The sequence below is a fragment of the Paracoccus niistensis genome, assembly GCF_042432925.1.
Classification (GTDB): domain Bacteria; phylum Pseudomonadota; class Alphaproteobacteria; order Rhodobacterales; family Rhodobacteraceae; genus Paracoccus; species Paracoccus niistensis.
On the sequence record NZ_JBHLWE010000019.1, the window covers coordinates 70,421 to 91,575 of the forward strand.

21 protein-coding genes are annotated in these 21,155 nt (G+C 68.6%); 13 read left to right on the forward strand and 8 right to left on the reverse strand.

What is annotated here, in order from left to right:
* Positions 1-50 precede the first annotated feature (50 nt).
* The 10 genes from ACFFII_RS07495 (at position 51) to ACFFII_RS07540 (ending at position 9,690) form a co-directional block, all read left to right on the forward strand.
* Positions 51-1,196, forward strand: coding sequence for a muconate/chloromuconate family cycloisomerase (locus ACFFII_RS07495; RefSeq protein ID WP_377698268.1), 1,146 nt, complete (start codon positions 51-53; stop codon positions 1,194-1,196).
* Positions 1,197-1,256: 60 nt separating this feature from the next.
* Positions 1,257-2,648, forward strand: a complete 1,392-nt coding sequence (benA, locus tag ACFFII_RS07500) for a benzoate 1,2-dioxygenase large subunit (protein WP_377698269.1) — start codon at positions 1,257-1,259, stop codon at positions 2,646-2,648.
* A gap of 5 nt (positions 2,649-2,653) precedes the next feature.
* Positions 2,654-3,172 carry a benzoate 1,2-dioxygenase small subunit gene (gene benB, locus ACFFII_RS07505; protein ID WP_090753318.1) on the forward strand — a complete coding sequence of 173 codons (519 nt, stop codon included), beginning with the start codon at positions 2,654-2,656 and terminating at the stop codon, positions 3,170-3,172.
* A 92-nt stretch (positions 3,173-3,264) separates the two neighbouring features.
* Positions 3,265-4,290 carry a benzoate 1,2-dioxygenase electron transfer component BenC gene (benC, locus tag ACFFII_RS07510; RefSeq protein WP_377698270.1) on the forward strand — a complete coding sequence of 342 codons (1,026 nt, stop codon included), beginning with the start codon at positions 3,265-3,267 and terminating at the stop codon, positions 4,288-4,290.
* Positions 4,287-5,081 carry a benzoate diol dehydrogenase BenD gene (gene benD, locus ACFFII_RS07515; RefSeq protein WP_377698271.1) on the forward strand — a complete coding sequence of 265 codons (795 nt, stop codon included), beginning with the start codon at positions 4,287-4,289 and terminating at the stop codon, positions 5,079-5,081. Before benC ends, benD begins: the two co-directional genes overlap by 4 nt.
* 43 nt (positions 5,082-5,124) lie before the next feature.
* Positions 5,125-6,303 carry an ABC transporter substrate-binding protein gene (locus tag ACFFII_RS07520; protein ID WP_377698272.1) on the forward strand — a complete coding sequence of 393 codons (1,179 nt, stop codon included), beginning with the start codon at positions 5,125-5,127 and terminating at the stop codon, positions 6,301-6,303.
* A 63-nt stretch (positions 6,304-6,366) separates the two neighbouring features.
* On the forward strand, positions 6,367-7,236 hold the full coding sequence (locus ACFFII_RS07525; RefSeq protein WP_377698273.1) for a branched-chain amino acid ABC transporter permease: 870 nt from the start codon (positions 6,367-6,369) through the stop codon (positions 7,234-7,236).
* A gap of 4 nt (positions 7,237-7,240) precedes the next feature.
* Positions 7,241-8,260: a branched-chain amino acid ABC transporter permease gene (locus ACFFII_RS07530; RefSeq protein ID WP_377698274.1), complete on the forward strand. Its 1,020-nt coding sequence runs from the start codon at positions 7,241-7,243 to the stop codon at positions 8,258-8,260.
* Entirely contained in the window at positions 8,253-8,996 is a 744-nt protein-coding gene (locus ACFFII_RS07535) for an ABC transporter ATP-binding protein (RefSeq protein WP_377698275.1), read from the forward strand. Before ACFFII_RS07530 ends, ACFFII_RS07535 begins: the two co-directional genes overlap by 8 nt.
* Positions 8,989-9,690, forward strand: a complete 702-nt coding sequence (locus tag ACFFII_RS07540) for an ABC transporter ATP-binding protein (RefSeq protein WP_377698276.1) — start codon at positions 8,989-8,991, stop codon at positions 9,688-9,690. The genes ACFFII_RS07535 and ACFFII_RS07540 overlap by 8 nt, the downstream gene beginning before the upstream one ends.
* Before the next feature lie 78 nt (positions 9,691-9,768).
* Here ACFFII_RS07540 and ACFFII_RS07545 read toward each other — a convergent pair whose 3' ends face one another.
* Complete coding sequence (locus tag ACFFII_RS07545) at positions 9,769-10,668, reverse strand: LysR family transcriptional regulator (RefSeq protein WP_377698277.1); 900 nt, start codon at positions 10,666-10,668, stop codon at positions 9,769-9,771.
* A gap of 89 nt (positions 10,669-10,757) precedes the next feature.
* A complete protein-coding gene (locus ACFFII_RS07550; RefSeq protein ID WP_377698278.1) occupies positions 10,758-11,630 on the reverse strand; it encodes a dioxygenase family protein in 873 nt (290 codons plus the stop codon).
* Between the two features lie 263 nt (positions 11,631-11,893).
* On the opposite strand from ACFFII_RS07550, the gene ACFFII_RS07555 reads away from it, so the two are divergent.
* The 3 genes from ACFFII_RS07555 to ACFFII_RS07565 all read left to right on the forward strand — a co-directional run bounded on the left by ACFFII_RS07555 (position 11,894) and on the right by ACFFII_RS07565 (position 15,059).
* The gene (locus ACFFII_RS07555) at positions 11,894-13,144 is read left to right on the forward strand and encodes a benzoate/H(+) symporter BenE family transporter (protein WP_377698279.1); all 1,251 of its coding nucleotides are present in this window, start codon (positions 11,894-11,896) and stop codon (positions 13,142-13,144) included.
* Between the two features lie 14 nt (positions 13,145-13,158).
* The gene (locus ACFFII_RS07560) at positions 13,159-14,010 is read left to right on the forward strand and encodes a 3-oxoadipate:acetyl-CoA acetyltransferase (protein WP_377698280.1); all 852 of its coding nucleotides are present in this window, start codon (positions 13,159-13,161) and stop codon (positions 14,008-14,010) included.
* A 158-nt stretch (positions 14,011-14,168) separates the two neighbouring features.
* Complete coding sequence (locus tag ACFFII_RS07565) at positions 14,169-15,059, forward strand: polyprenyl synthetase family protein (RefSeq protein WP_377698281.1); 891 nt, start codon at positions 14,169-14,171, stop codon at positions 15,057-15,059.
* Here ACFFII_RS07565 and ACFFII_RS07570 read toward each other — a convergent pair.
* From ACFFII_RS07570 to ACFFII_RS07595, 6 genes are read right to left on the reverse strand one after another with little or no spacing between them, the layout of a single operon-like run.
* Positions 15,056-15,967, reverse strand: a complete 912-nt coding sequence (locus ACFFII_RS07570) for a phytoene/squalene synthase family protein (RefSeq protein ID WP_377698282.1) — start codon at positions 15,965-15,967, stop codon at positions 15,056-15,058. The genes ACFFII_RS07565 and ACFFII_RS07570 overlap by 4 nt on opposite strands.
* Positions 15,964-17,466, reverse strand: coding sequence for a phytoene desaturase (locus ACFFII_RS07575; RefSeq protein ID WP_377698283.1), 1,503 nt, complete (start codon positions 17,464-17,466; stop codon positions 15,964-15,966). Before ACFFII_RS07575 ends, ACFFII_RS07570 begins: the two co-directional genes overlap by 4 nt.
* Positions 17,463-18,617: a lycopene beta-cyclase CrtY gene (gene crtY, locus ACFFII_RS07580; RefSeq protein WP_377698284.1), complete on the reverse strand. Its 1,155-nt coding sequence runs from the start codon at positions 18,615-18,617 to the stop codon at positions 17,463-17,465. The genes ACFFII_RS07575 and crtY overlap by 4 nt, the downstream gene beginning before the upstream one ends.
* Positions 18,614-19,822 carry a glycosyltransferase gene (locus tag ACFFII_RS07585; protein WP_377698285.1) on the reverse strand — a complete coding sequence of 403 codons (1,209 nt, stop codon included), beginning with the start codon at positions 19,820-19,822 and terminating at the stop codon, positions 18,614-18,616. The genes crtY and ACFFII_RS07585 overlap by 4 nt, the downstream gene beginning before the upstream one ends.
* Positions 19,823-19,830: 8 nt before the next feature.
* A complete protein-coding gene (locus tag ACFFII_RS07590; RefSeq protein ID WP_377698286.1) occupies positions 19,831-20,358 on the reverse strand; it encodes a sterol desaturase family protein in 528 nt (175 codons plus the stop codon).
* Positions 20,355-21,065 carry a fatty acid desaturase gene (locus tag ACFFII_RS07595; RefSeq protein WP_377698287.1) on the reverse strand — a complete coding sequence of 237 codons (711 nt, stop codon included), beginning with the start codon at positions 21,063-21,065 and terminating at the stop codon, positions 20,355-20,357. The genes ACFFII_RS07590 and ACFFII_RS07595 overlap by 4 nt, the downstream gene beginning before the upstream one ends.
* Between the last annotated feature and the right edge of the window lie 90 nt (positions 21,066-21,155).

Below are 21,155 nucleotides of genomic sequence, written 5' to 3' on the forward strand. Positions count from 1 at the left end.
AGGACCGGTCCCGGACGTGACTGTGGCAGCACATGCCACGAGGTGCCGACATGCCCAGGATCGACCTGATCGAAACCACGCTGCTGGATATCCCCACGATCCGGGGCCACGTCCTGTCGATGACCACCATGACCGCGCAGTCGGTCGTCCTTGTCCGCGTCCGCTTCGACGACGGCTCGGAAGGGATCGGAGAGGGCACCTCGATCGGCGGCCTCAGCTATGGCGGCGAAAGCGCCGAAAGCATCAAGCTGGCGATCGACCATTACATCGCCCCCGCCCTGATGGGCCATGACGGCAACGACATCAACGGCGCCATCGGCATCATCGAGCGCACCGTGCGCGGCAACCCCATCGCCCGCTGCGCCATCGAGATCGCGCTGTGGGACGGCCTCGGCCGCCGCCTGGGCGTGCCGGTGGCGCAGCTGTTCGGCGGTGCGGTGCGCCCGGCCATGCCGGTCGCCTGGACACTGGCCAGCGGCAATTCGGCCACCGACATCGCCGAAGCGGAAGCCATGATCGAGGCGCGGCGCCACAACATCTTCAAGCTCAAGATCGGCAAGCGCGACCTCAAGTCCGACATCGCCCATGTTGGCGCGATCTGCGCGGCCGTGGGCGACCGGGCCAGCATCCGCGTGGACGTGAACCAGGCCTGGGACCTGGCCACCGCCAGGCGCGGCGTCGCCATGCTGGAGGAGATCGGCGTCGAGCTGGCCGAGCAGCCGGTCCGGGCCGAGTTCCTGCGCGACCTCAAGGCGCTGACCGACACCTCGCGCCTTTCGATCATGGCCGACGAGGTGCTGCAGGGTCCCATCGACGCGATGCGGGTCGCGGCCAACCGCTCGGCCGATGTCTTCGCCGTCAAGATCGGCCAGTCGGGCGGCCTTCGCCGCGGCTCCGAGGTGATCGCCATCGGGCAGGCCGCGGGCCTGGGCCTTTACGGCGGGACCATGCTGGAGGCCGGGGTGTCCACCGCCGCCGCGCTGCAGCTGTTCTCGACCGTCGAGACGCTGCAGTGGGGAACCGAGCTTTTCGGGCCCCTGCTGCTCAAGGACGAGATCCTGGCCGAACCGATCCGCTACGCCGATTTCTGCGTGCACCTGCCCCAAGGGCCGGGCATCGGCGTGGCCCTGGACCCCGACAAGGTCCGTTTCTACCGCCGCGACCGCGGCGCCACCCTGGCCCCCACGGGAAGCTGACCAGCGCCACAGGCAGCCTCACGCGACCCACGGCCATCATCGATCTGGGAGGAGAGAAAGATGTTCACCAGCACCGACCTGAACGAGTTGCAGGCCCGCCTGCAGAACGTGGTGGAGGACGATCCCGAGCGCGGCGTCTTCCGCGCCCGTCGGGACATGTTCACCGACGAGGACCTGTTCGAGCTCGAGATGAAGCATATCTTCGAGGGCAACTGGATCTACATGGCCCATGAAAGCCAGATCCCGAACCCCGGCGATTACTTTACCCTGTTCATGGGCCGCACGCCCGTGGTCATCACCCGCGACAAGCAGGGCCAGCTGCACGCGCTGGTCAACGCCTGTTCGCACCGGGGCGCGATGCTGTGCCGCTTCAAGCGACGCAACCAGATGACCTTCACCTGCCCCTTCCACGGCTGGACCTTCTCGAATACGGGCAAGCTGCTGAAGGTCAAGGACCCGAACGGCGCGGGCTACCCCGACCAGTTCAACTGCGACGGCAGCCACGACCTGACCCGCGTGGCGCGGTTCGAGAACTATCGCGGCTTCCTGTTCGGCAGCCTGAACCCGGATGTGTCCTCGCTCGAGGAATACCTGGGCGAGGCCCGGCACATGATCGACATGGTCGTCGACCAGTCCGAACAGGGGCTCGAGGTGCTGCGCGGCTCGTCCACCTACACCTATGACGGCAACTGGAAGCTGCAGGCCGAGAACGGCGCCGACGGCTATCACGTTTCGGCCGTCCACTGGAACTATGTCGCCACCACCGGCCACCGCCAGGCGGACGGCAAGGAAGACAAGATCAAGGCCAACGACGCCTCGAAATGGGCCAAGCAGAAGGGCGGCTTCTACAGCTTCGACAACGGCCACCTGCTGCTGTGGACGACCTGGGCCGATCCGACCAACCGCCCGGTCTATGCCCGCCATGCCGAGTTCGAGGCGAAATACGGCAAGGCCAAGGCCGACTGGATGGTCGGCTATCTGCGCAACCTGTGCCTTTATCCCAACCTGTTCCTGATGGACCAGTTCTCCAGCCAGTTGCGGGTCTTCCGGCCCATCAGCGTGGACAAGACCGAGGTCACGATCTACTGCATCGCCCCCAAGGGCGAGCCGCAGGAGGCCCGCACCCGCCGCATCCGCCAGTACGAGGACTTCTTCAACGCCTCGGGCATGGCGACCCCCGACGACACCGAGGAGTTCCGCGCGACCCAGCGCGGCTATGCCGGCGCGGCGCACGCCCAGTGGAACGACCTGTCGCGCGGCGCCAAGCAGTGGATCACCGGTCCCGACGACGAAGCCAAGGCCCTCGGCATGAACCCGATCCTCTCGGGCGCCCGCACCGAGGACGAGGGCCTGTTCGTCATCCAGCACAGCCAGTGGGCGGAACGGATGGCGCGCGCCATCCAGGATGAGCGCGCCGCGCTGGCCTCGCAACAGCCCCTCGCCGCGGAGTGACGCCGATGAACGAGATGACCCCCACCACCGCCGGTGCGATCACCTTCGACCAGGTGCAGGCGTTCCTGCACGCCGAGGCCCGCGCCCTGGATGACCGCCAGTGGGACGACTGGCTGACCTTCTACCACCCGGACTGCCAGTTCTGGATGCCGGCCTGGGATGACTTCGACACCCTGACCGAAGACCCCCGGAACGAGATGTCGCTGATCTACTATCCCGACCGCTCCGGGATCGAGGACCGCGTTTTCCGCATCAAGACCGACCGCAGTTCGGCCACCTCGCTTCCCGAGCCGCGCACCAACCACAACCTCAGCAACATCGAGATCATCGAGCGCACCTCGGACTCGCTGAAGCTGCGGTTCAACTGGCTGACGCTCTCGTTCCGCTATGGCGAAACGGACCAGCACTGGGGCACGTCCTATTACACCCTGGACCTGTCCGGACCGCGGCCGCTGATCCGCGACAAGAAGGTCGTGCTGAAGAACGACCGCATCCATCACGTGATCGACGTCTACCACATCTGACCGCCGCAGCCGGCCGCCCCTGAGCGGCGGCCGGAGCTGACCGCACAGGACGCGAACGGCCAGCCCGTCCGCGAACGGAGGAGGCTTGACCCATGACGACCTACCGCATCGCGCTGAACTTCGAGGACGGCGTCACCCGCATCATCGACTGCGACGAGGATGAGAAGGTGACCGAGGCCGCCTTCCGCCAGCGCATCAACATTCCCATGGACTGCCGCGACGGCGTCTGCGGCACCTGCAAGTGCCACGCCGAGAAGGGCGAGTACGAGCTGGAATTCTACCTCGACGAGGCCATGACCGAGGACGAGGCGGCAGAAGGCTATGTCCTGACCTGCCAGATGATGCCCCGCAGCGACTGCGTGGTGTCGGTCCCGGCCTCCTCCGCCGTCTGCAAGACGGGGGCCGAGAAGGTCGGCGCCGAGGTGATCGCGGTCGAGCGGCTGTCGGAAACCTCGTTCGGGCTGCAACTGAAGCTCGACAAGCCGATCCCCTTCCTGGCCGGCCAGTATGTCAACATCGACGTGCCCGGTTCGGGGCGCCACCGCAGTTATTCCTTCAGCTCGGCCCCCGGCGCGACCGAGGCGAGCTTTCTCATCCGCAACCTGCCCGGCGGGCTGATGAGCGGCTGGCTGTCCAACACCGCCCAGCCCGGCGCGCGGGTCGAGGTCACGGGGCCGATGGGCGCCTTCTACCTGCGCCCCGTGACGCGGCCGCAGTTGTGGCTGGCGGGCGGCACAGGCATGGCGCCCTTCCTGTCCATGCTGGAACAGGTGGCCGCCGAGGGCACCGACCAGCCGATCACGCTGTATTACGCCGTCACCCGCGCCGCCGACCTGGTCGAGATGGACCGGGTCATGGCACTGGCCGATCGCATCGGCACAGTGAACGTCATTACCATCCTCGCCGCCGAGGAGGACGCCCATGATCGCAAGGGCTTCGTCACCGACCACCTGTCGGACAGCGACCTGAATGGCGGCGACGTGGACGTCTATCTCTGTGGCCCGCCGCCGATGGTCGAGGCCGTGCGCCAGCACCTCAGCCACGCGGGCGTGACCCCCGCCAGCTTCCATTACGAGAAGTTCAACCCGACCGAGGCCCCGGCCGAGGCCGCCGCATGAGCGCCACCCATTTCCCGGGCCGCTTTGCCGGCAAGGTGATGGTGGTCACCGGCGCCGCGCAGGGCATCGGCGCGCGGGTGGCCGAACGCGCCGCGGCCGAGGGCGCCGAGGTGCTGATCGTGGACCGCTCGCCCCACCGCGACGAGGTGGTCGAGCGCATCCGCGCGGCGGGCGGGGTGGCGGAAGCCGTCTCGGTGGACCTTGAAACCTGGGAGGGCTGCCGCGAGGCCATCGCCCATGCCGTCGCCCGCTGGGGCCGCATCGACATCCTGGTCAACAATGTCGGCGGCACGATCTGGGCCAAGCCCTACGAGTTCTACGAGCCGCAGCAGATCGACGCCGAGGTGCGCCGGTCGCTGTTCCCGACGCTCTACTGCTGCCGGGCTGCGATCGAGCCGATGCTGGAGGCGGGCCGGGGCGTGATCGTCAACGTCTCGTCCATCGCCACGCGCGGGCTGAACCGCGTGCCCTATGCCGCGGCCAAGGGCGGCGTGAACGCGATCACGGCGAGCCTCGCCTGGGAAGTGGCCGAACGCGGCATCCGCGTGGTCGCCACCGCTCCCGGCGGGACCGAGGCGCCGCCGCGCCCCGTGCCGCGCAACCCCAATGCCGAAACCGAGCAGCGCGAGGACTGGTACCGGACCATCGTCGACCAGACGGTCCAGTCCAGCCTGATGAAGCGCTACGGCACGCTGGATGAACAGGCGGGAGCGATCCTGTTCCTGGCCTCGGACGACGCCAGCTACATCACCGGCGTCACCCTGCCCGTGGGGGGCGGCGACCTGGGCTGATCCGCAGGAAACCTGAAGAATATCGACATACTGGGAGGATAACATGTCGAACTTCGTCAAGGCCGCCGTGGCGGCCATCATCGCAAGCAGCGCCGTTGCCCAAGCCCAAGCCGAGGACATCAAGGTCGGCCTGCTGCTGCCCTTCTCGGGCGTCTATGCCGCGCTGGGCGAGGAAATCGAGACGGGCTTCCGCCTGGGCCTCGACACCTTCGGCGAAGGCAGCGGCGCCAGCTTCGAGATCGTCCGCGAGGACAGCGAGGCGAGCCCGCCGGTGGGCCTGGCCAAGACCCGCAAGCTGGTCATGCAGGACAAGGTGGACGTGATGGCCGGCGTCGTCAGCTCGGGCGTGCTCGGCGCGATCCGCGACGTGGTGGACGGCGCCAAGGTGCCGCTGATCGTCGCCAACGCCGGCAACGACGAGGCCACGGGCGAGGCCTGCAGCCCGTGGATCACGCGCATGTCCTTCTCGAACCAGCAGGTGAACCGGCCGATGGGCAAGTACCTGGTGGACCAGGGTATCACCAAGGTGTTCACCATCGGTGCCGACTATGCCGCGGGCCAGCAGATGATCGGCGCCTTCGCCGAGGCCTTCAAGGCCGCAGGCGGCGAGATCGTGGGGCAGGAATTCACGCCCTTCCAGAAGACGCAGGACTTCGGACCCTTCCTGGCCAAGGCGAAATCCAGCGGCGCGCAGGCGGTCTATGCCTTCTATGCGGGCGGCGAGGCGATTTCCTTCGTCAAGCAGTATGACAGCTTCGGGATGAAGGACGCTCTACCGCTGTATGGCGCTGGCTTCCTGACCTCGCAGCTTTACGTGGACGCGCAGGGGCCGGCGGCCCAGGGCGTGATCACGGCGCTGCATTACGTGCCCACCATCGACAACGAAGCCAACAAGCAGTTCGTCGAGGCCTTCAAGGCCAAGGCGGGCCACCTGCCGTCGGAATACGCGGTCCACGGCTATGACGCCGCCCGCGCGCTGGTCGAGGCCGTCAAGTCCGGCGCGACCGACGGCGAAACCCTTGGCGCGGCGCTGCAGAAGACCAGCTTCGACGGGCCGCGCGGCGCCACCGCCATCGACCCGGCCACCAACAACATCGTCCAGCCGATCTATGTCTATCAGATCGTCGCGGGCGAAGGCGGCGCGCAGACCCAGAAGGTCCTGGCGCAGCTTCCGGCCGAGGCCGACCCGGTCAACGGCTGCGAGATGGCTCTGATCAACTGATCCCGTGCCCCGCCCGAGCAAAGGCTTCGGCGGGGCCTTGTCACCTTAGGGGAGGAAAGCGCCATGCAGGCCGATCTCGGCTTCTGGGTGCTGCAGGGGCTGAACGCGCTTCAGCTGTCCATGCTGCTGTTTCTGCTGTCGGTCGGCCTGACGGTGATCTTCGGGCTGATGCATTTCGTGAACCTGGCGCATGGCTCGCTTTACGCGTTGGGCGCCTATGCGGCGGCCACCGCGGGCGCGGCCATTGGCTTCTGGGGCGGGCTTCTGGTCGCGCCCCTGGCCGTCGCCGCGTTGGGGGTGGTGCTGTATCTGGTCTTCATCCGCCGGATGCGGCGGGCCGGGCCCATGGCGCAGGTGCTGGTCACCTTCGGCCTGATCTTCGTCATGCTGGACCTGACCCGCATCATCTGGGGCGCGCAGGCGCTGTCCGCCCCCGTTCCGGCGCTGCTGGACGGGCGGCTGACGATCCTTGGCGTCGAATATCCGGCCTATCGGCTGTTCGTGATCGCCCTGGGCCTCGCGATCTGGGGCGTGCTGGCGCTGGTCCTGAGCCGTACCCAGATCGGCGCGATGATCCGTGCGGGCGTGGACAACGACTCGATGGCCGCCTGCATGGGCATCGACGTGGAAAGGATGTTCTTCCTCGTCTTCTGCGTGGGCTGCGCGCTGGCGGGGCTGGCGGGCGCTGTCGCCGCACCCCTGCTGTCGGTCACGCCCGACATGGGGCTGCAGATCCTGATCCCGACGCTGATCGTGATCGTGATCGGTGGCCTGGGCTCTCTGAAAGGCGCGATCGCGGGGTCGCTGATCTACGGCGTCGTGCAGACCTTCGGCGCGGTGCTGTTCCCGCAACTCGCGTCGATCCTCATCTACGGGCTTCTGGCCGCGGTGCTGATCCTGCGCCCGGCGGGCCTGTTCCCGGCAAAGGGCTGAACCGATGTTCCGACACACGAGCCTGCGCTTCTGGGCGCTGGGCCTGATCGCCGCCGCCGCCGTGCTGCGGGCGTTGACGGCTGAATATTTCGGGGTCGAGATGGTGGCCGAGATCGCCATCCTGGCCATCTTGGTGATCGCGCTGGACATGGTCGCGGGTTTCGGCGGCATGGTGTCGCTGTGCCACGGCGCGCTGATGGGCGCGGGCGCCTATGCCTATGCCATGCTGACGGTCAAGGTCGGGCTGGCGCCGTCCGCGGCCTTCGCGGGGGCCATCGCCATCACGGGCGCGGCCTCATGGCTGATCGGGGCGGTCTGCGGCCGCAGCCACGGCATCTACTTCATCATGGCGACGCTGGCCTTCGGGCAGATGGCCTATTCGCTGGTCTTCGAGCAGCCGGTCTTCGGCGGCGACGACGGCGTCTCGGGCGTGCCGCGGATCGACCTGTCCCTGATCGGGCTGGACCTGAACGATCCCCGCACCTTCGCCTTCGCCTGCCTGTTCGTGCTGGGCTTCGTCTACTGGTTCGCCACCCATGTCCTGCAGGCGGGACTGGGGCGCACGCTGACGGGCATCATGCACAACGAGCAGCGGATGCGGGCGCTGGGCGTCAACGTCTGGCGCATCAAGGCGGACATGTTCGGCCTGGCGGGCATGATCGCCGCCGCCGCGGGCGCGCTGGCCGCGCAGCACGTCATGTTCGTCTCGCCCGGGCTTCTGAACTGGACCGTTTCGGGCGAGGCGCTGGTGGTCGTGATCCTGGGCGGCCTCGGCACCATCATCGGCCCGGTGATCGGCGCCATCGCCTTTGTCGCGCTCAAGCACGAGGTCAGCGCCCATACCGATTACTGGCACCTTGTCGTCGGCCTGATCCTGATCGCCGTCGTCATGAGCCGCGCCAACGGGATCTTCGGCTGGCTGGAACAGCGCCTCTCGCGCGCCCGTCCTGTCCCTGCCCGCGACGTCATCGCCCATCAGGTCCGCAAGGACCTCGCCGCTCAGGGAGCGCTGGAAGATGCTTGAAACCCGCAACCTTTCGAAAAGCTTCGGGGCCATCCACGTCACCCGGAACGTCTCGCTGAAACTGGAACGCGGCGAGCGGCGGGTGATCCTGGGGCCGAACGGCGCTGGCAAGACCACGCTGTTCAACCAGCTGGTGGGCGAGATCACCCCCGACAAGGGCCAGGTCTTCCTGGCGGGCGAGGACGTGACCGCGCTGTCCGTCCAGGCCCGCGCCCGCCGGGGGCTGTCGCGCAGCTACCAGAAGAACACGCTGTTCGACGGCCTGACGGTCGAGGAGAACCTCGGGCTGGCCGCCTCGGTCACGCATGGGCACTGGCACAACATCCGCTACGACAGCCTGACGCGGCGCGACGTGCAGGACACGGTGCGCGAGGTGGCGGAACAGGTAAGGCTGATGCCCTATCTGCACGCCCGCGTCAGCGACGTGTCCTACGGGGTGCGCCGGCAGCTGGAAGTCGGGGTGGCGCTGGCGACGCGCCCGCTGGTCCTGCTGATGGACGAGCCGACCTCGGGCGTCGGCCCCGAGATGGCCAAGGGGTTCCACGAGTTGCTCAGCGACCTGCCGCGCGACCTGACGCTGCTGATCATCGAGCATGACATGGACCTGGCCTTCGCCGTCGCCGACAGCATCACCGTGCTGAACTATGGCGAGGTCGTCTTCGACGGCTCGCCCGAAGAGGCGCGCGGTAGCAGCCTGCTGAAGGACATCTATCTGGGAGCCTGGGAAGATGCTTGAACTGAACGCAGTCGACTCGGGCTATGGCGAGACCCAGGTCCTGCACGGCATGACCGTGACCGCGCAGGCGGGCCGGGTGCTGGCGATCCTGGGCCGCAACGGCGCGGGCAAGTCCACCACGCTGAAGACGGTGATGGGCCTGCTGCCCGCCAAGACCGGGCAGATCACCTTCGAGGGCCGCGCGATCAGAAGCGGCCGCCCCTATGACATCGCCCGGATGGGGCTGGGTTATGTGCCCGAGACCCGCGACATCTTCCGCTCGCTGACCGTGCGTGAGAACCTGGAGCTTGCCGCCAAGCGCTTCCCCGCACCGCCCGGCGGCTGGACGATGGCGCGGGTGCTGGAGCTGTTCCCGCGCCTGGGCGAGCGGATGGCCAACGGGGGGATGCAGCTGTCGGGGGGCGAGCAGCAGATGCTCGCCATCGCGCGGGCGCTGCTGATGAACCCCCGCCTCCTGATCCTCGACGAGCCGACCGAGGGTCTGGCGCCGATCATCGTCAAGCTGATCCACGACCGGCTGATGGACCTCAAGCAGACCGGCCTGTCGATGATCCTGGTGGAACAGAACTTCGGCTTCGCCACCAGCCTGGCCGACGACGTGGTGATCGTCAGCAAGGGGCAGATCGTCTGGACCGGCACCCCGGACGAGATCCGCGCCGATGCCGAGGCGCAGCACCGCTGGTTGGGGGTCTGAGCACCACATTGCGGCCCTTGAGCCGGGATCGCGGGGCGGGTTTCCGCCCCGCTTTCATTTGCGTCCCGCCTGCCTGCCTTATCCCAGCGTCCGCCGGGCCACGGACTGGGCAATGCGGACAAAGTTCTTCAGATGCACGCCCTGTTCGTCGATCCTGTGGTTCAGCGCCAGTTCGGTATTTGCCAGATGCGGTGAGAAGCGCAGAAAGCGGATGCCGTTGCGCGGGGCCGAGCCGACCGAGGCGGGAACGATGCACGCGCCCTCGCCGATCGCCACAAGGCTCAGTGCCGTCTGCAGGTCCATGGTGAAGCTGCGGCGGCGGATATCCACCCCCTGCGCAAGGCAAGCGTCGATCACCGAGTCGGCAAAGCTGGGGCGCGGGAACTCGGGGTAAAGGATCATCTCCAGCTCGATCTTGCGCAGTTCTTCCAGCGTGACCTGGCCGCGCATCGCCGTCTCGAAGGTGTCGGGCGCGGCCAGGACCAGCGGCTCCTCCAGCAGCTTGCGCGTGACGAAGTCGCTGTCCTTCAGCGCAGGCCGGGTGAAGGCCACGTCGATCTCGCGCGAGATCAGGGCGCGGTGCAGGCGCGCGTTGTTCATGGGCAGCAGCGTCAGGTTCACCACCGGATAGTTCGCGCGGAAGGACTTGATGATGTTGGGCATGATCCCGAAGGTCGATGAGCCGACAAAGCCGATCCGCAGCCGCCCTTCGGCCCCCTGCCCGATCCGGCGCAGTTCCAGCTTGATGTCCTCGATCTCGGACAGCACGGCGCGTCCGCGCTCCAGCAGCCGCGACCCCGCCTGGGTCAGCGTGATCGCGTTGCGGCCCCGGTTGAACAGGACTGCGCCAAGCTCGTCCTCAAGCTGCTTGATCTGGCGGCTCAGCGGTGGCTGGGCCATGTCCAGCCGCTCGGCCGCGCGGCCGAAATGCAGTTCCTCGGCCACGGCGATGAAATAGCTGAGCTGCCGCAGGTTCAATGCGTCCTCACTGTGATGCCAGATCGCGGCCCCAAACGCATAATGCCCCCGGTGCGGCCGGGGGCAAATCAATTTGGTTCTTTTGTCGCTTATTCGGCGGCCAGCTGGGCGGTGGCGGCCTGCGCCTTCATGACGAAGTCGAAGCGCACCTTCAGGTCAGCCTTGCCGTCGGTCGCAGGCTCGAACCTGGCGACCAGGCTGTCCTTGACGGCGAAGACGCTGTCGTCGTCCAGCCAGTCGCTGTCGGCATCGAACACCTGGCTGACCAGGGTGCGATAGCCGTCCTTGGCCAGGATGAAGTGGATGTGGCCGGGCCGGTAGGGATGGTGGCCCATGAAGCGCAGCAGCTCGCCCGCGGTCTCGTCATCGGGGATCGGATAGGGAACCGGGCGGACGGCGACAAAGGCAAAATGGCCGTCCGCGTCCGTGACCAGGCGCCCGCGCAGGTTGTAGTCGGGCTGGTCGGGGTCATGGTTTTCGTAAAGGCCGTTCGGCGCGTCTTCCCAGACGTCCAGCGTCACGCCCTCGATCCCCTTGCCCTGGGCGTCGCGCACGTAGCCCTCGAACCAGACGGTTTCCTCGTTGGGGAAGTGCTTCTGGATGATCGAGGCGCCCTTGGGCAGGACCGGCGGGTTTTCGCGGTAGAACGGGCCCAGCACCGTCGAGACGCTTTCGTTGCCCTCGACCGGATGGGTCAGCATGTCCACCAGCACCTCGACGCCCAGGATGTCGCCGAGCAGGATGAATTCCTGGCGCTTGTCGTCGCAGATCCGGCCCGCGCGGGCCAGGTAGTCGCAAGCGTACAGGAACTCGCCATGCGTCAGGTTCACGTCCTTGCAGAACCCGTGCAGGTGCTTGATCAGGCTGGTCATGATCTCGCGCTGGCGGTCGCCGATGGGCGCCTTGTCGCCCAGCGAGGCGATCACCACTTCGGTCACGTTGTCGATTGTCACGTCGCGCATAGCTGCGTTCTCCTCCTGTCCGGTTGGCCGGATTGAAACGGGTGGCACTCTCCCTCCCCCGCATGCCGCCATCTTCCCGATGAAGCCCGTCCGCACCAATGCCGCGCCGGGTATCGGGGGATACTTCCCGCGTCATTGCCGCGGCGGCGGGGTGCGGACCAGTCTTGGGCCCTGTTGCGCGCCTTGCGGGCAAGCGGGAGGAACGGGAATGCGGGCAGGATTGCAGGCACGGGCGCTTGTCGCCCCGGCGGGGCGCTGAGCCGATGGCCCTGACCGGCGAACGAACCGCCCTGCCCGTCTGGCGCGAGGCTGCGGCGGCCATGTCGGCCTCGACCGTCACGGCGGGGTTCCTGTCGGTGCTGGTCTCCTATGCCGGGCCGCTGCTGATCTATCTTCAGGCCGCCCGCGCGATGGGGGCAAGCGACGCCGAGTTCTCGTCCTGGGTCATGGCCATCTCGATTTCCGCCGGCGTCACCAGCATCGGGCTGAGCCTTCTGACCCGCGCGCCCATTGTCACCGCCTGGTCGGCGCCGGGCACGGTGCTGCTGATCTCGATCGGCTCGGACCTGCCCTTTTCCGACGTCGTGGGCGCCTTCCTTGTTTCGGCGCTGGTGATCCTTACGCTGGGGATCACGGGCCTGTTCGACCGGCTGGTCGCGGCAATCCCGAAGCCCGTAGCCAGCGGCATGATGGCGGGCATCCTGTTCGGCTTCGGGCTGACGGCCATGGGCGCCATCGGCACCGCGCCGGTGATCTTCGCGGTGCTGGTCACGGCGTACCTGGTCTTCACCGTGCTGCTGCCGCGCTATGCCGTGATCATCATGCTGGCCGTGGGCCTGCTGCTCGCCTGGCTGGTCGAGGGCGTGCCTTTGCGAGACATCCGCCTGACCCTCGCCCATCCCGTTCTGACCGGGCCCACCTTCTCGGTCCAGGCACTGGCGGGGCTGGCGCTGCCGCTGATCCTGACCACGCTGACGGGGCAGTTCCTGCCCGGCATGGCGATCCTGAGGGCCAACGGCTACCAGGTCGCGGCGCGGCCCATTGTGGCGATCTGCGCGCTGGCGTCCCTGCCCTCGGCGCTGTTCGGGGGGATCACGACGGCCTTGGCCTCGATCACGCTGGCGCTTTGCGCGGCGCCCGATGCCCATCCCCACGCCTCGCGGCGATACGCGGCGGGTGTGGCCTGCGGGCTGTTCTTCTGCCTCGGCGGGCTGCTGGCGGGCACCATCGTCCAATTGCTGACCCTGCTGCCGGTTGCGGTGATCGCGCTGCTGGCGGGCCTCGCCCTGTTGGGAGCGATCGCGAAAAGCCTCGGCGACACGCTCTCGCCCGAGGGCACCACCCCATCGGACCGGCAGGCGGGACTGCTGGCCTTCATGGTCACGACCTCGGGCGTGTCGCTGCTGGGAATTGGCGCGGCCTTCTGGGGCGTCGCCGTGGGAATGGCGGCGGTGGCGCTTTCGGCGCTGGCCGCGCGGCTGAAACGGTCCCCCGCATCATCACGCATCTTCTGACGGAAACGGAAAACATGACCCAGACAACCAATCCCGCCGACAATCCCTGCATCATCTGCGTGGCGATCACCGGCAGCCTGCCCACCAAGGACAACAACCCCGCCGTTCCGATCACGGTCGCGGAACAGATCGAGTCGACGCAGGAGGCTTTCGAGGCCGGCGCCACCATTGTCCACTGCCACGTGCGCGACGACCAGGGCCAGCCCACCTCCGACCCCGAGCGCTTCGCCGCGCTGAAGGAAGGTCTGGAGAAACACTGCCCCGGCCTGATCATCCAGCTTTCGACCGGAGGCCGCTCGGGCGCGGGACGCGCGCGCGGGGGCATGCTGCCGCTGCGGCCCGACATGGCCTCGCTGTCGGTGGGGTCCAACAACTTCCCGACCCGAGTTTACGAGAACCCGCCGGACCTCGTGGACTGGCTTGCCTCGGAAATGCAGGCCCATGACGTCAAGCCCGAGATCGAGGCCTTTGACCTCTCTCATATCGTGCAGGCCGCGCGGATGGCGCGGGACGGGCGGCTCAAGGGGCCGCTTTACGTGCAGTTCGTCATGGGGGTGAAGAACGCCATGCCCGCCGACGAGCCGATCTTCGACTTCTACATCGAAACGCTGAAGCGCCTGGCGCCCGATGCGCAATGGTGCGCGGCCGGGATCGGCGCCGAGCAGTTGCGCATCAACGACTGGGCCATCGCCAAGGGTGGCCACACCCGCACGGGAATGGAGGACAACGTCCGCCTGGACCGCGACACCCTGGCCCCGTCCAACGCGGCGCTGGTGGGGCGGGTGGTGGACCTGTGCGAACGCCACGGACGTCCCGTCGCCACCTGGCAGCAGGCGCGGCAGATCCTGGGGCTGCGCGCGGCCTGAGGGGACGGCCTTTCAGGCCGTATTGAACCGGCAGTGGCCTTCGGCGCTTTCTTTGCCGAGGGTCACGGTTGCGGCTTCCCGTCCGGCCCCTGATGTCTGATATTCTGGATCAGATGTGCGACAGCAAAGCGGCAGCGGTTTGGATGGATGACAAGTGCATGCGTGACGTGACCCGACCTGCCGACTGGCGCTGTGTCGTGGATGACCGCCTGGCCGAGGTCGCGGCGGGCTTCGGGATGGCCTCTCCTGCCTTGAGCCGGGCAATGGCCGAGGCGGTGCTGGCGCCCGGCAAGCGGTTCCGCGCCATGGTCCTGCTGATCGCGGGCGAGGCCACGGGCGGGGTTTCTCCCGCGCTGGTCGATGCCGCCTGCGCGATCGAGCTGGTGCATACCGCCTCGCTGGTCTTCGACGACCTGCCCTGCATGGATAACGCGCAGGCACGGCGGGGGCGGCCCACGACGCATCTTGTTCACGGTGAATGCCGCGCGATTCTCGCCGGGATCGCGCTTGTGACCGAGGCGATGCGGCTGCTGGCCACCGCGCGCGGGGCGGACCCGGATACACGCGCCCGGCTGGTTGCCCTGCTGTCCGCCGCCATCGGCCCGGCGGGGCTTTGCGCGGGGCAGGACCTCGATATCCACGCGCCCAAGGATGCGGCGGGGGTGCAGCGCGAGCAGGACCTCAAGACCGGCGCCCTGTTCGCCGCGGGGTTCGAGATGTTCGGCCTGCTGCAGCATCTCGGGGCGGCCGACATGGACCGTCTGGCCGCATTGGGGCAGACACTGGGCCGCGCCTTCCAGTCCTACGATGACCTGCTGGACGTGCAGGCCGAGGCGAACGCGATCGGCAAGGACACCCGTCGCGACACGCAGGCCCCGGGGCTGGCGCGAGGGGTCCTGGCGGTCCGCAGCCTGCCGCAGGCGCAGGCGCATTACGACGCCCTGCGGACCGAGGTGGACGTCCTTCTGGGCGGCTGCGGCTTCGACAGCCTGCCGCTGGCCGCCCATATCGCCCGCGTGCTGCCGGTCCGCGCCAGCGTCGCCGCCTAGGCGCGCGGGCGGGTCCACAACCCGTCGCGCGGCACGGCCCTAGGGATGACGCGCGAGACGCCCGCGTCCCCCAGCGCCCGCAGCGCCAGCCCCGCCTTGGCCGCACCCGAGGTGCCGATGCGCGCCCGATAAGCCTCGGGTCCGCCGCGCCGGATGCGGGTGCCGATGGCGCGATAGATGCGCGCCGCCGCCGCAATGGACCAGGCGCAGCGCGCCGGCAGCGCGGGAAGCCCTGCGAAGGCCGAGGCATAATAAGGCTCGGCCGCGTTCAGAAGGCGCAGGATGACGGCGTGAACTTCAGGCGAGGGAATGTCGCCCTCGACCTTCGCGCCTGCTTCGTGCAGCCAGTCGCCGGGCAGGTAGACCCGGCCGATCCGGGCGTCGTCGATCACGTCGCGGGCGATGTTGGTCAATTGAAACGCCAGGCCGAGGTCGCAGGCGCGGTCCAGCACCGCCGGATCGCGCACGCCCATGACGCGCGCCATCATCACCCCCACGACCCCCGCGACGTGGTAGCTGTAATCCAGCGTGTCGTTCAGCGTGCGATAGTCGCGCCCCGCCACGTCCATTGCGAAGCCGTCGATCAGGTCCAGAGGCCAGCGGTCAGGGAAGTCATGCCGCCGCGCCACCGTCCGCAGCGCCGCGAAGGGCGGGCTGAGCGGCCCCGAGCCGTGCAGAGCCTCCAGCGTCTCGGCCTTGAGCCGCGAGAGCCGCTCGGCCGGGTCGCCCTGCGCGACGGGCACGCTGCCCAGTTCCTGCCCGTCCACCACGTCGTCGGCGTGGCGGCACCAGGCATACAGCATCACGGTGTCCTCGCGGATGCCCGCCGGCATCAGCCTGGCCGCCGCGGCGAAGCTTTGCGAGCCTGCCGCGATGGCGGCCCGCGATTCGGCGACGGGCGCGGTCATGCCGCGCCTGCGTCGGCCAGCATGACGCCCGCCGTGGCCTTGGCCGAGCCGACGACCCCCGGGATGCCCGCGCCCGGGTGCGTCCCCGCGCCGACGATGTAGAAGTTGCGGATGCTGCGGTCGCGGTTGTGGGGCCGGAACCAGGCGGATTGCGCCAGGATCGGTTCCACCGAAAAGGCGCTGCCGTGATGGGCGTTCAGTTCCGACGCGAAATCGGCGGGCGAGAAGATGCGCCTGACCCGCAGGTTGGCGCGCAGGTCCGGGATCAGCCGTTCTTCCAGGCTGGCAAGGATGCGGTCGGCGTAAGCCTCGCCTTCGACCGCCCAGTCGATCGCCGCCCGGCCCAGGTGCGGCACGGGGGCGAGGACGTAATGCGTGGACATCCCCGGCGGGGCGAGGCTGTCGTCGGTGACGCTGGGCGAATGGAGGTAGAGCGAGAAGTCCTCGGCCAGCCTGGGGCCGCGGAAGATCTCGTTCACCAACTCGCGGTAGCGGGGGCCGAACAGGATCGTGTGATGGGCCAGCCCTTCGGGGCGCTGCGACAGGCCGAAATGGACCACGAACAGCGACATGGACCAGCGCTGGCGCTTGAGCAGCGCGGCCTTGGCCTGCCCGCGCCGGGTGCCGCCCAAGAGGTCGCGGTAGCTGTGCATCACGTCTGCGTTGCTGGCGACCATGTCGGCGTCCAGCCGCGTGCCGTCCGCCAGGGTGACGCCGGTGGCGCGCGCCCCTTGGGTTTCGACCCGCGCGACCTTGGCGTTCAGCCGCAGCCTGCCGCCCAGCCGTTCGAACAGCGCGACCATGCCCGATACCAGCGCATTGGTGCCGCCCTTGGCGAACCAGACGCCGCCGCGCCGTTCCAGCGCGTGGATCAGGGCATAGATGGAACTGGTCGAGAACGGGTTGCCCCCCACCAGCAGCGTGTGGAACGAGAACGCCTGCCGCAGGTGCGGGTCCTTGATGAATCGCGCAACGACGCTGTGGACGGACCGATAGGCTTCCAGCCGCACCAGGGCTGGCGCGGCCTGCAGCATCTGGCCCAGCTTCAGGAACGGCACGGTGCCCAGGCGCAGGTAACCTTGCTGATAGACCTGTTCCGAATAGTCGTGGAAGCGGCGGTAGCCGTCGAGGTCGGCGGGGTTGAAGGCGGCGATCTCGCGTTCCAGCGCTTCGCCGTCGTTGACGTAATCAAAGCGTTTTCCGTCGGGCCAGAGCAGCCGGTAGAAGGGGCTGACCGGCAGCAGGGTCACGTCGCGGGCCATCTCCTGCCCCGACAGCGCCCAAAGCTCGCGCAGCGAGTCGGGGTCGGTGACGACCGTGGGGCCAGCGTCGAAGACATGGCCTTCCTCGCGCCACACATAGGCGCGGCCGCCGGGCTTGTCGCGGGCCTCCAGCAGCGTGGTGGCGATGCCCGCCGATTGCAGGCGGATGGCGAGCGCCAGCCCGCCGAAGCCCGCGCCGATCACGATGGCCGAGCGGGTTGAGGTGCCTGACGTCACGGAGTTTCCTTCAGCAGCGGCGCTTCGCGCAGGCAGGGCAGCGCGTCGCGGATGGGAATGGGGGGCTTGCCGGTGACGATCCGCAGCCGGTCCATGCGGGTCAGCTTGCCGGCATAGAAGCGCTCGATCAGCGGCTCGGGCAGGCGGTAGAAGCGCGACAGGACGCGATGGCGATGCTCGGGCGGGCAGCCGTGGAAGAGCATCCGGTTCAGCAGGCGCAGGAAGCGGTCGTCGCCGGCGCGGGCCAGCGCATGGGCGCGCACGGCGGCGAAGACCTCGGCCGTGGTGGACCCTGCGGCGGCGACCACGTCCGCCATCTGCGCGGCGACAGGCAGGGAATACCCGGTGACGGGATGGAACAGGCCCGCGCGCATCCCGACGGGCACGGGTCCGCCCTGCGCCTCGGCCCACAGCCTTGCCGCGGCATGGGCCAGCGCGATGGGCAGGACGCCGTGCTCGCGCCGCACCTCGTGGCCGGTCCAGCCCTTGTCCGTGGCATAGTCCGCGATGGCGCGGGCAAGGGCCTCCTCGTCCAGCGCCGCGCCGTCGCTGTAGCGGGTGTCCTCGATCAGCAGGCGCGTGGTGGAAAAGGGCAGCAGGTAGACGAAGCGATAGCCGTCCTGCTGCGGCACGGTCGCGTCCATGATGACCGGGCGGGTGACACCGTGGGGGGCGTCCATCTCGAATTCGACACCTACGAACTTCTGGTAGCCGGTGACCAGATGGCGCGAGGGGGCGGCCCCGCGTCCGTCGATCACGCAGGGTGCCTCGATCCGTTCGCCATCGAGCGTCGCGCTGCCCGAGTCCAGCTTGGTGATCTCGGCATTCCAGCGCAGGGTTACGCCGGGCGTCTCCTCCAGAAGCCGCGCCAGACCAGCGCCGTCCAGCGAGGCATAGCCTGCGCGCAGAGTCCGGGCGTGGTCGGGAAAGCGGACCTCCTGCCCCTGCCAGCGGCAGCGGATCGCGGGGGCAAGGCGGCGGTGCCAGGAAAGCCGCAGGTCGGGATCGTGAAAGGACCAGGTGTGAGAGTCGGAGGGGCCGGGCGCGCGATCCAGCATCAGGATGCGCGCGCCCGGCCGCCGTTCTGCCACGGCGAGGGCGATCAGCGCATTGGCGAGGCCCGCGCCGGCGAGGATCAGGTCCGGGCTCATGCGGCCGCCCTGCGGACAAGCCGCGCCTCGATCAGGTCGGCGGCACGGGTGACGCCACCTGCCACGGCGATTTCGGCGGCGGGGCCCGCCAGCGCGGCGCGACAGGAGGGATCGGACAGGAGCGCCTCCAACGCCGTGCGGATCGTGGCGCGTGTGGCGCGGCGCGGCGGCAGGACGCGGGCCGCGCCGTGGAAGGCCAGCCGGGCGGCGGTGGCGGGCTGCTCGAAGGCCAGCGGGATCGCCACCATGGGCACCTGAGCCGCCGCGCAGTCCAGCACGGTGTTCAACCCGGCATGGGTGACACAGGCATCTGCCCGCGCCAGCACCGCACGCTGGGGAAAGAAGTCGCGGATGATGGCGCGGCCGGGCAGCGTCTGCGCCTCGGCCTCGGTCAGTCCGCCGCAATGGGCCAGCGCGAGGCAGACGTTCAGGTCCTCGGCGGCCTGGGCAATGGCGGCCAGCAGCGCCCTCCGCCCGCCCTGCAGCGTCCCAAGCGAGGCAAAGACCAGCGGCCTGCCGCCGGGGTCCAGATCAAGCTCGCCGGGCGCCCCGTCGCGCAGCGGCCCGACCGCCCTTGCACCCGCACCCACCGCATGGGGAAAGTCCAGCGAGGGCACCATCTGCCGCAGATCGAGGTCGGGCGAGATCCAGTCGTCGATCCGGCGCCGCATCGGAAGCCGGTGATCGCGGCAGCCCTGCGCCAAGGCGCGCGATTGCAGCACCATCAGCGCGTCCGCCACCCGCCAGCCGCCTCGGTTACGCTTGCGGCCTTCCTCTCCGTCCGCCCAGGGCCAGTCGACAAAGGGAGGCGGGATTGCCTCGTCCCGATCCAGCGGCAGAGCCGAGGCGAGCGTCACGCGGGGGATGCCCGCCGCCTCGGCGGCAAGGCTCGCACCCGGTTCCGCCTGATCGGCCACAACAAGGTCGGGGCTCAGGTGCCCAAGCGTCTCGGGTCCGTGGCGGACGAAGGTGCGGGTGGCGGCGGCGGTGGCGGTCAGCGTCCGCAGAAGCCCGGCATTATGCAGGTCCGGCTCGCGCGTCCCGAGGCTTGCGAAAGCAATCCCTTCACGCGCGGCAAGCAGGCCAAGCCCCTCGCCTCCGACCATCCGGCAGTCGTGGCCGCGCCTTGCCAGAACCCGCGCCAGCGCCCCGTGGACGGCAGCGTGGCTGGAAAGCGCGGGCAGGCAGAAGGCGATGCGGGCCATGCGGGAAGTCAGTCTTCGCCGCGGTCGGGGCGCCAGGCGTCCTGGTGGCGCGACTGGCGCTGCGCCAGGACGCCCGAGGCCTTCAGCCGCGCCTTGAGGTCGTCCACCGGCGGCGCATAGACGAAGCCGAAGGACACGCAGTCGTCGCGTCCCTCGACCGCGTGATGCAGCCGGTGCGCCTGGTAGAGCCTGCGGAAATAGCCGCGCCGAGGGACATAGCGGAAGGGCCAGCGCTGGTGCACCAGCCCGTCATGGACGATGAAGTAGATCACGCCATAGACGCTCATCCCCACGGCGACCCACCAGAGCCAGGGCCACCAGTGGCTGCCGACCATGAACAGGACGATCGACAGCCCGGCAAAGACCACGGCGTAAAGGTCGTTCTTTTCGAAAGGGCCGTGGCGGTCCTCGTGATGGGACTTGTGCCAGCCCCAGCCCAGTGGACCGTGCATGATCCAGCGGTGGACGGAATAGGCCACGGCCTCCATCACGACGACGGTCAGGACAATGATCAGGACGGGGCCGAGGATGTTCATGCGCGGGTCTTGCGAGTCGAGGGCAGCCGCCACCACGGCACCGAGGGGTGCAGGTGGTGTTCGTGGTGATAGCCGCCGAAGTGAAAGCAGGTCAGCAGAGACACCGGGTCGCTGACGCGGGTGGACCGCGCATTGTGGCGGTCGGGAAACTGATCATGGCCGGGCCGGTGCGGCAGCCAGGTGCCGAAGACGAAAAGCTGCATGGACGCAAGGATCGAGGGCACCGACCAGAAGGCGACATAGGGCCAGCGCGGGCCGAGGATCAGCGCGTAAAGGATGACAGAGCCGCCCAGCACCAGCACCTCTCGCAACCCGAAATAGGTGCGCACGAAATCCGCATACCAGCGCAGCGGGCCGCCATGGCCGAAGTCTGGGTCCTCGTCGGTGCCCGCGTGGCGGTGGTGGGCCATGTGCTTGACGATCAGCTTGCGCCAGGAAAACCCGGCATAGAGCATCAGCGCCAGCCCGCCCACCGCGGCATTCAGGCGCGGGCGCCCCGGCGCGACCGCCCCGTGCATGGCGTCATGGGCGACGATGAACAGCCCGACAGACAGCCAGGTCAGGCCGACAAGGCACAGGACTACCAGCACCGGATGCGTCAGGGCAACGAGGTGCCAGACGGCGAAGATGTGCAGGGCCAGCCATGCGCCGATCACCCCTGCCGAAAGCGTCAGGCTGACAAGGCTGGTGGCAAGGGGTCGTCGCAACGCCTGGGGCAAGCCGGCTCTCCCTTCTTCATCCTGTAACGTTTGTGCCAGAGTATAGCAGCAGTCCGACCGCTTCCAGTAGTCACCTGT

What these genes read in the sequence shown, in the direction of transcription:
- ACFFII_RS07555 (WP_377698279.1), top strand. Translation starts at nt 11,894, where the DNA reads ATGGCCCTGACCGGCGAACGAACCGCCCTGCCCGTCTGGCGCGAGGCT.
- ACFFII_RS07495 (WP_377698268.1), top strand. Translation starts at nt 51, where the DNA reads ATGCCCAGGATCGACCTGATCGAAACCACGCTGCTGGATATCCCCACG.
- ACFFII_RS07540 (WP_377698276.1), top strand. Translation starts at nt 8,989, where the DNA reads ATGCTTGAACTGAACGCAGTCGACTCGGGCTATGGCGAGACCCAGGTC.
- ACFFII_RS07530 (WP_377698274.1), top strand. Translation starts at nt 7,241, where the DNA reads ATGTTCCGACACACGAGCCTGCGCTTCTGGGCGCTGGGCCTGATCGCC.
- ACFFII_RS07520 (WP_377698272.1), top strand. Translation starts at nt 5,125, where the DNA reads ATGTCGAACTTCGTCAAGGCCGCCGTGGCGGCCATCATCGCAAGCAGC.
- ACFFII_RS07535 (WP_377698275.1), top strand. Translation starts at nt 8,253, where the DNA reads ATGCTTGAAACCCGCAACCTTTCGAAAAGCTTCGGGGCCATCCACGTC.
- benC (WP_377698270.1), top strand. Translation starts at nt 3,265, where the DNA reads ATGACGACCTACCGCATCGCGCTGAACTTCGAGGACGGCGTCACCCGC.
- ACFFII_RS07525 (WP_377698273.1), top strand. Translation starts at nt 6,367, where the DNA reads ATGCAGGCCGATCTCGGCTTCTGGGTGCTGCAGGGGCTGAACGCGCTT.
- ACFFII_RS07590 (WP_377698286.1), bottom strand. Translation starts at nt 20,358, where the DNA reads ATGAACATCCTCGGCCCCGTCCTGATCATTGTCCTGACCGTCGTCGTG.
- crtY (WP_377698284.1), bottom strand. Translation starts at nt 18,617, where the DNA reads ATGAGCCCGGACCTGATCCTCGCCGGCGCGGGCCTCGCCAATGCGCTG.
- benA (WP_377698269.1), top strand. Translation starts at nt 1,257, where the DNA reads ATGTTCACCAGCACCGACCTGAACGAGTTGCAGGCCCGCCTGCAGAAC.
- benB (WP_090753318.1), top strand. Translation starts at nt 2,654, where the DNA reads ATGAACGAGATGACCCCCACCACCGCCGGTGCGATCACCTTCGACCAG.
- ACFFII_RS07570 (WP_377698282.1), bottom strand. Translation starts at nt 15,967, where the DNA reads ATGACCGCGCCCGTCGCCGAATCGCGGGCCGCCATCGCGGCAGGCTCG.
- benD (WP_377698271.1), top strand. Translation starts at nt 4,287, where the DNA reads ATGAGCGCCACCCATTTCCCGGGCCGCTTTGCCGGCAAGGTGATGGTG.
- ACFFII_RS07550 (WP_377698278.1), bottom strand. Translation starts at nt 11,630, where the DNA reads ATGCGCGACGTGACAATCGACAACGTGACCGAAGTGGTGATCGCCTCG.
- ACFFII_RS07565 (WP_377698281.1), top strand. Translation starts at nt 14,169, where the DNA reads ATGCGTGACGTGACCCGACCTGCCGACTGGCGCTGTGTCGTGGATGAC.
- ACFFII_RS07560 (WP_377698280.1), top strand. Translation starts at nt 13,159, where the DNA reads ATGACCCAGACAACCAATCCCGCCGACAATCCCTGCATCATCTGCGTG.
- ACFFII_RS07585 (WP_377698285.1), bottom strand. Translation starts at nt 19,822, where the DNA reads ATGGCCCGCATCGCCTTCTGCCTGCCCGCGCTTTCCAGCCACGCTGCC.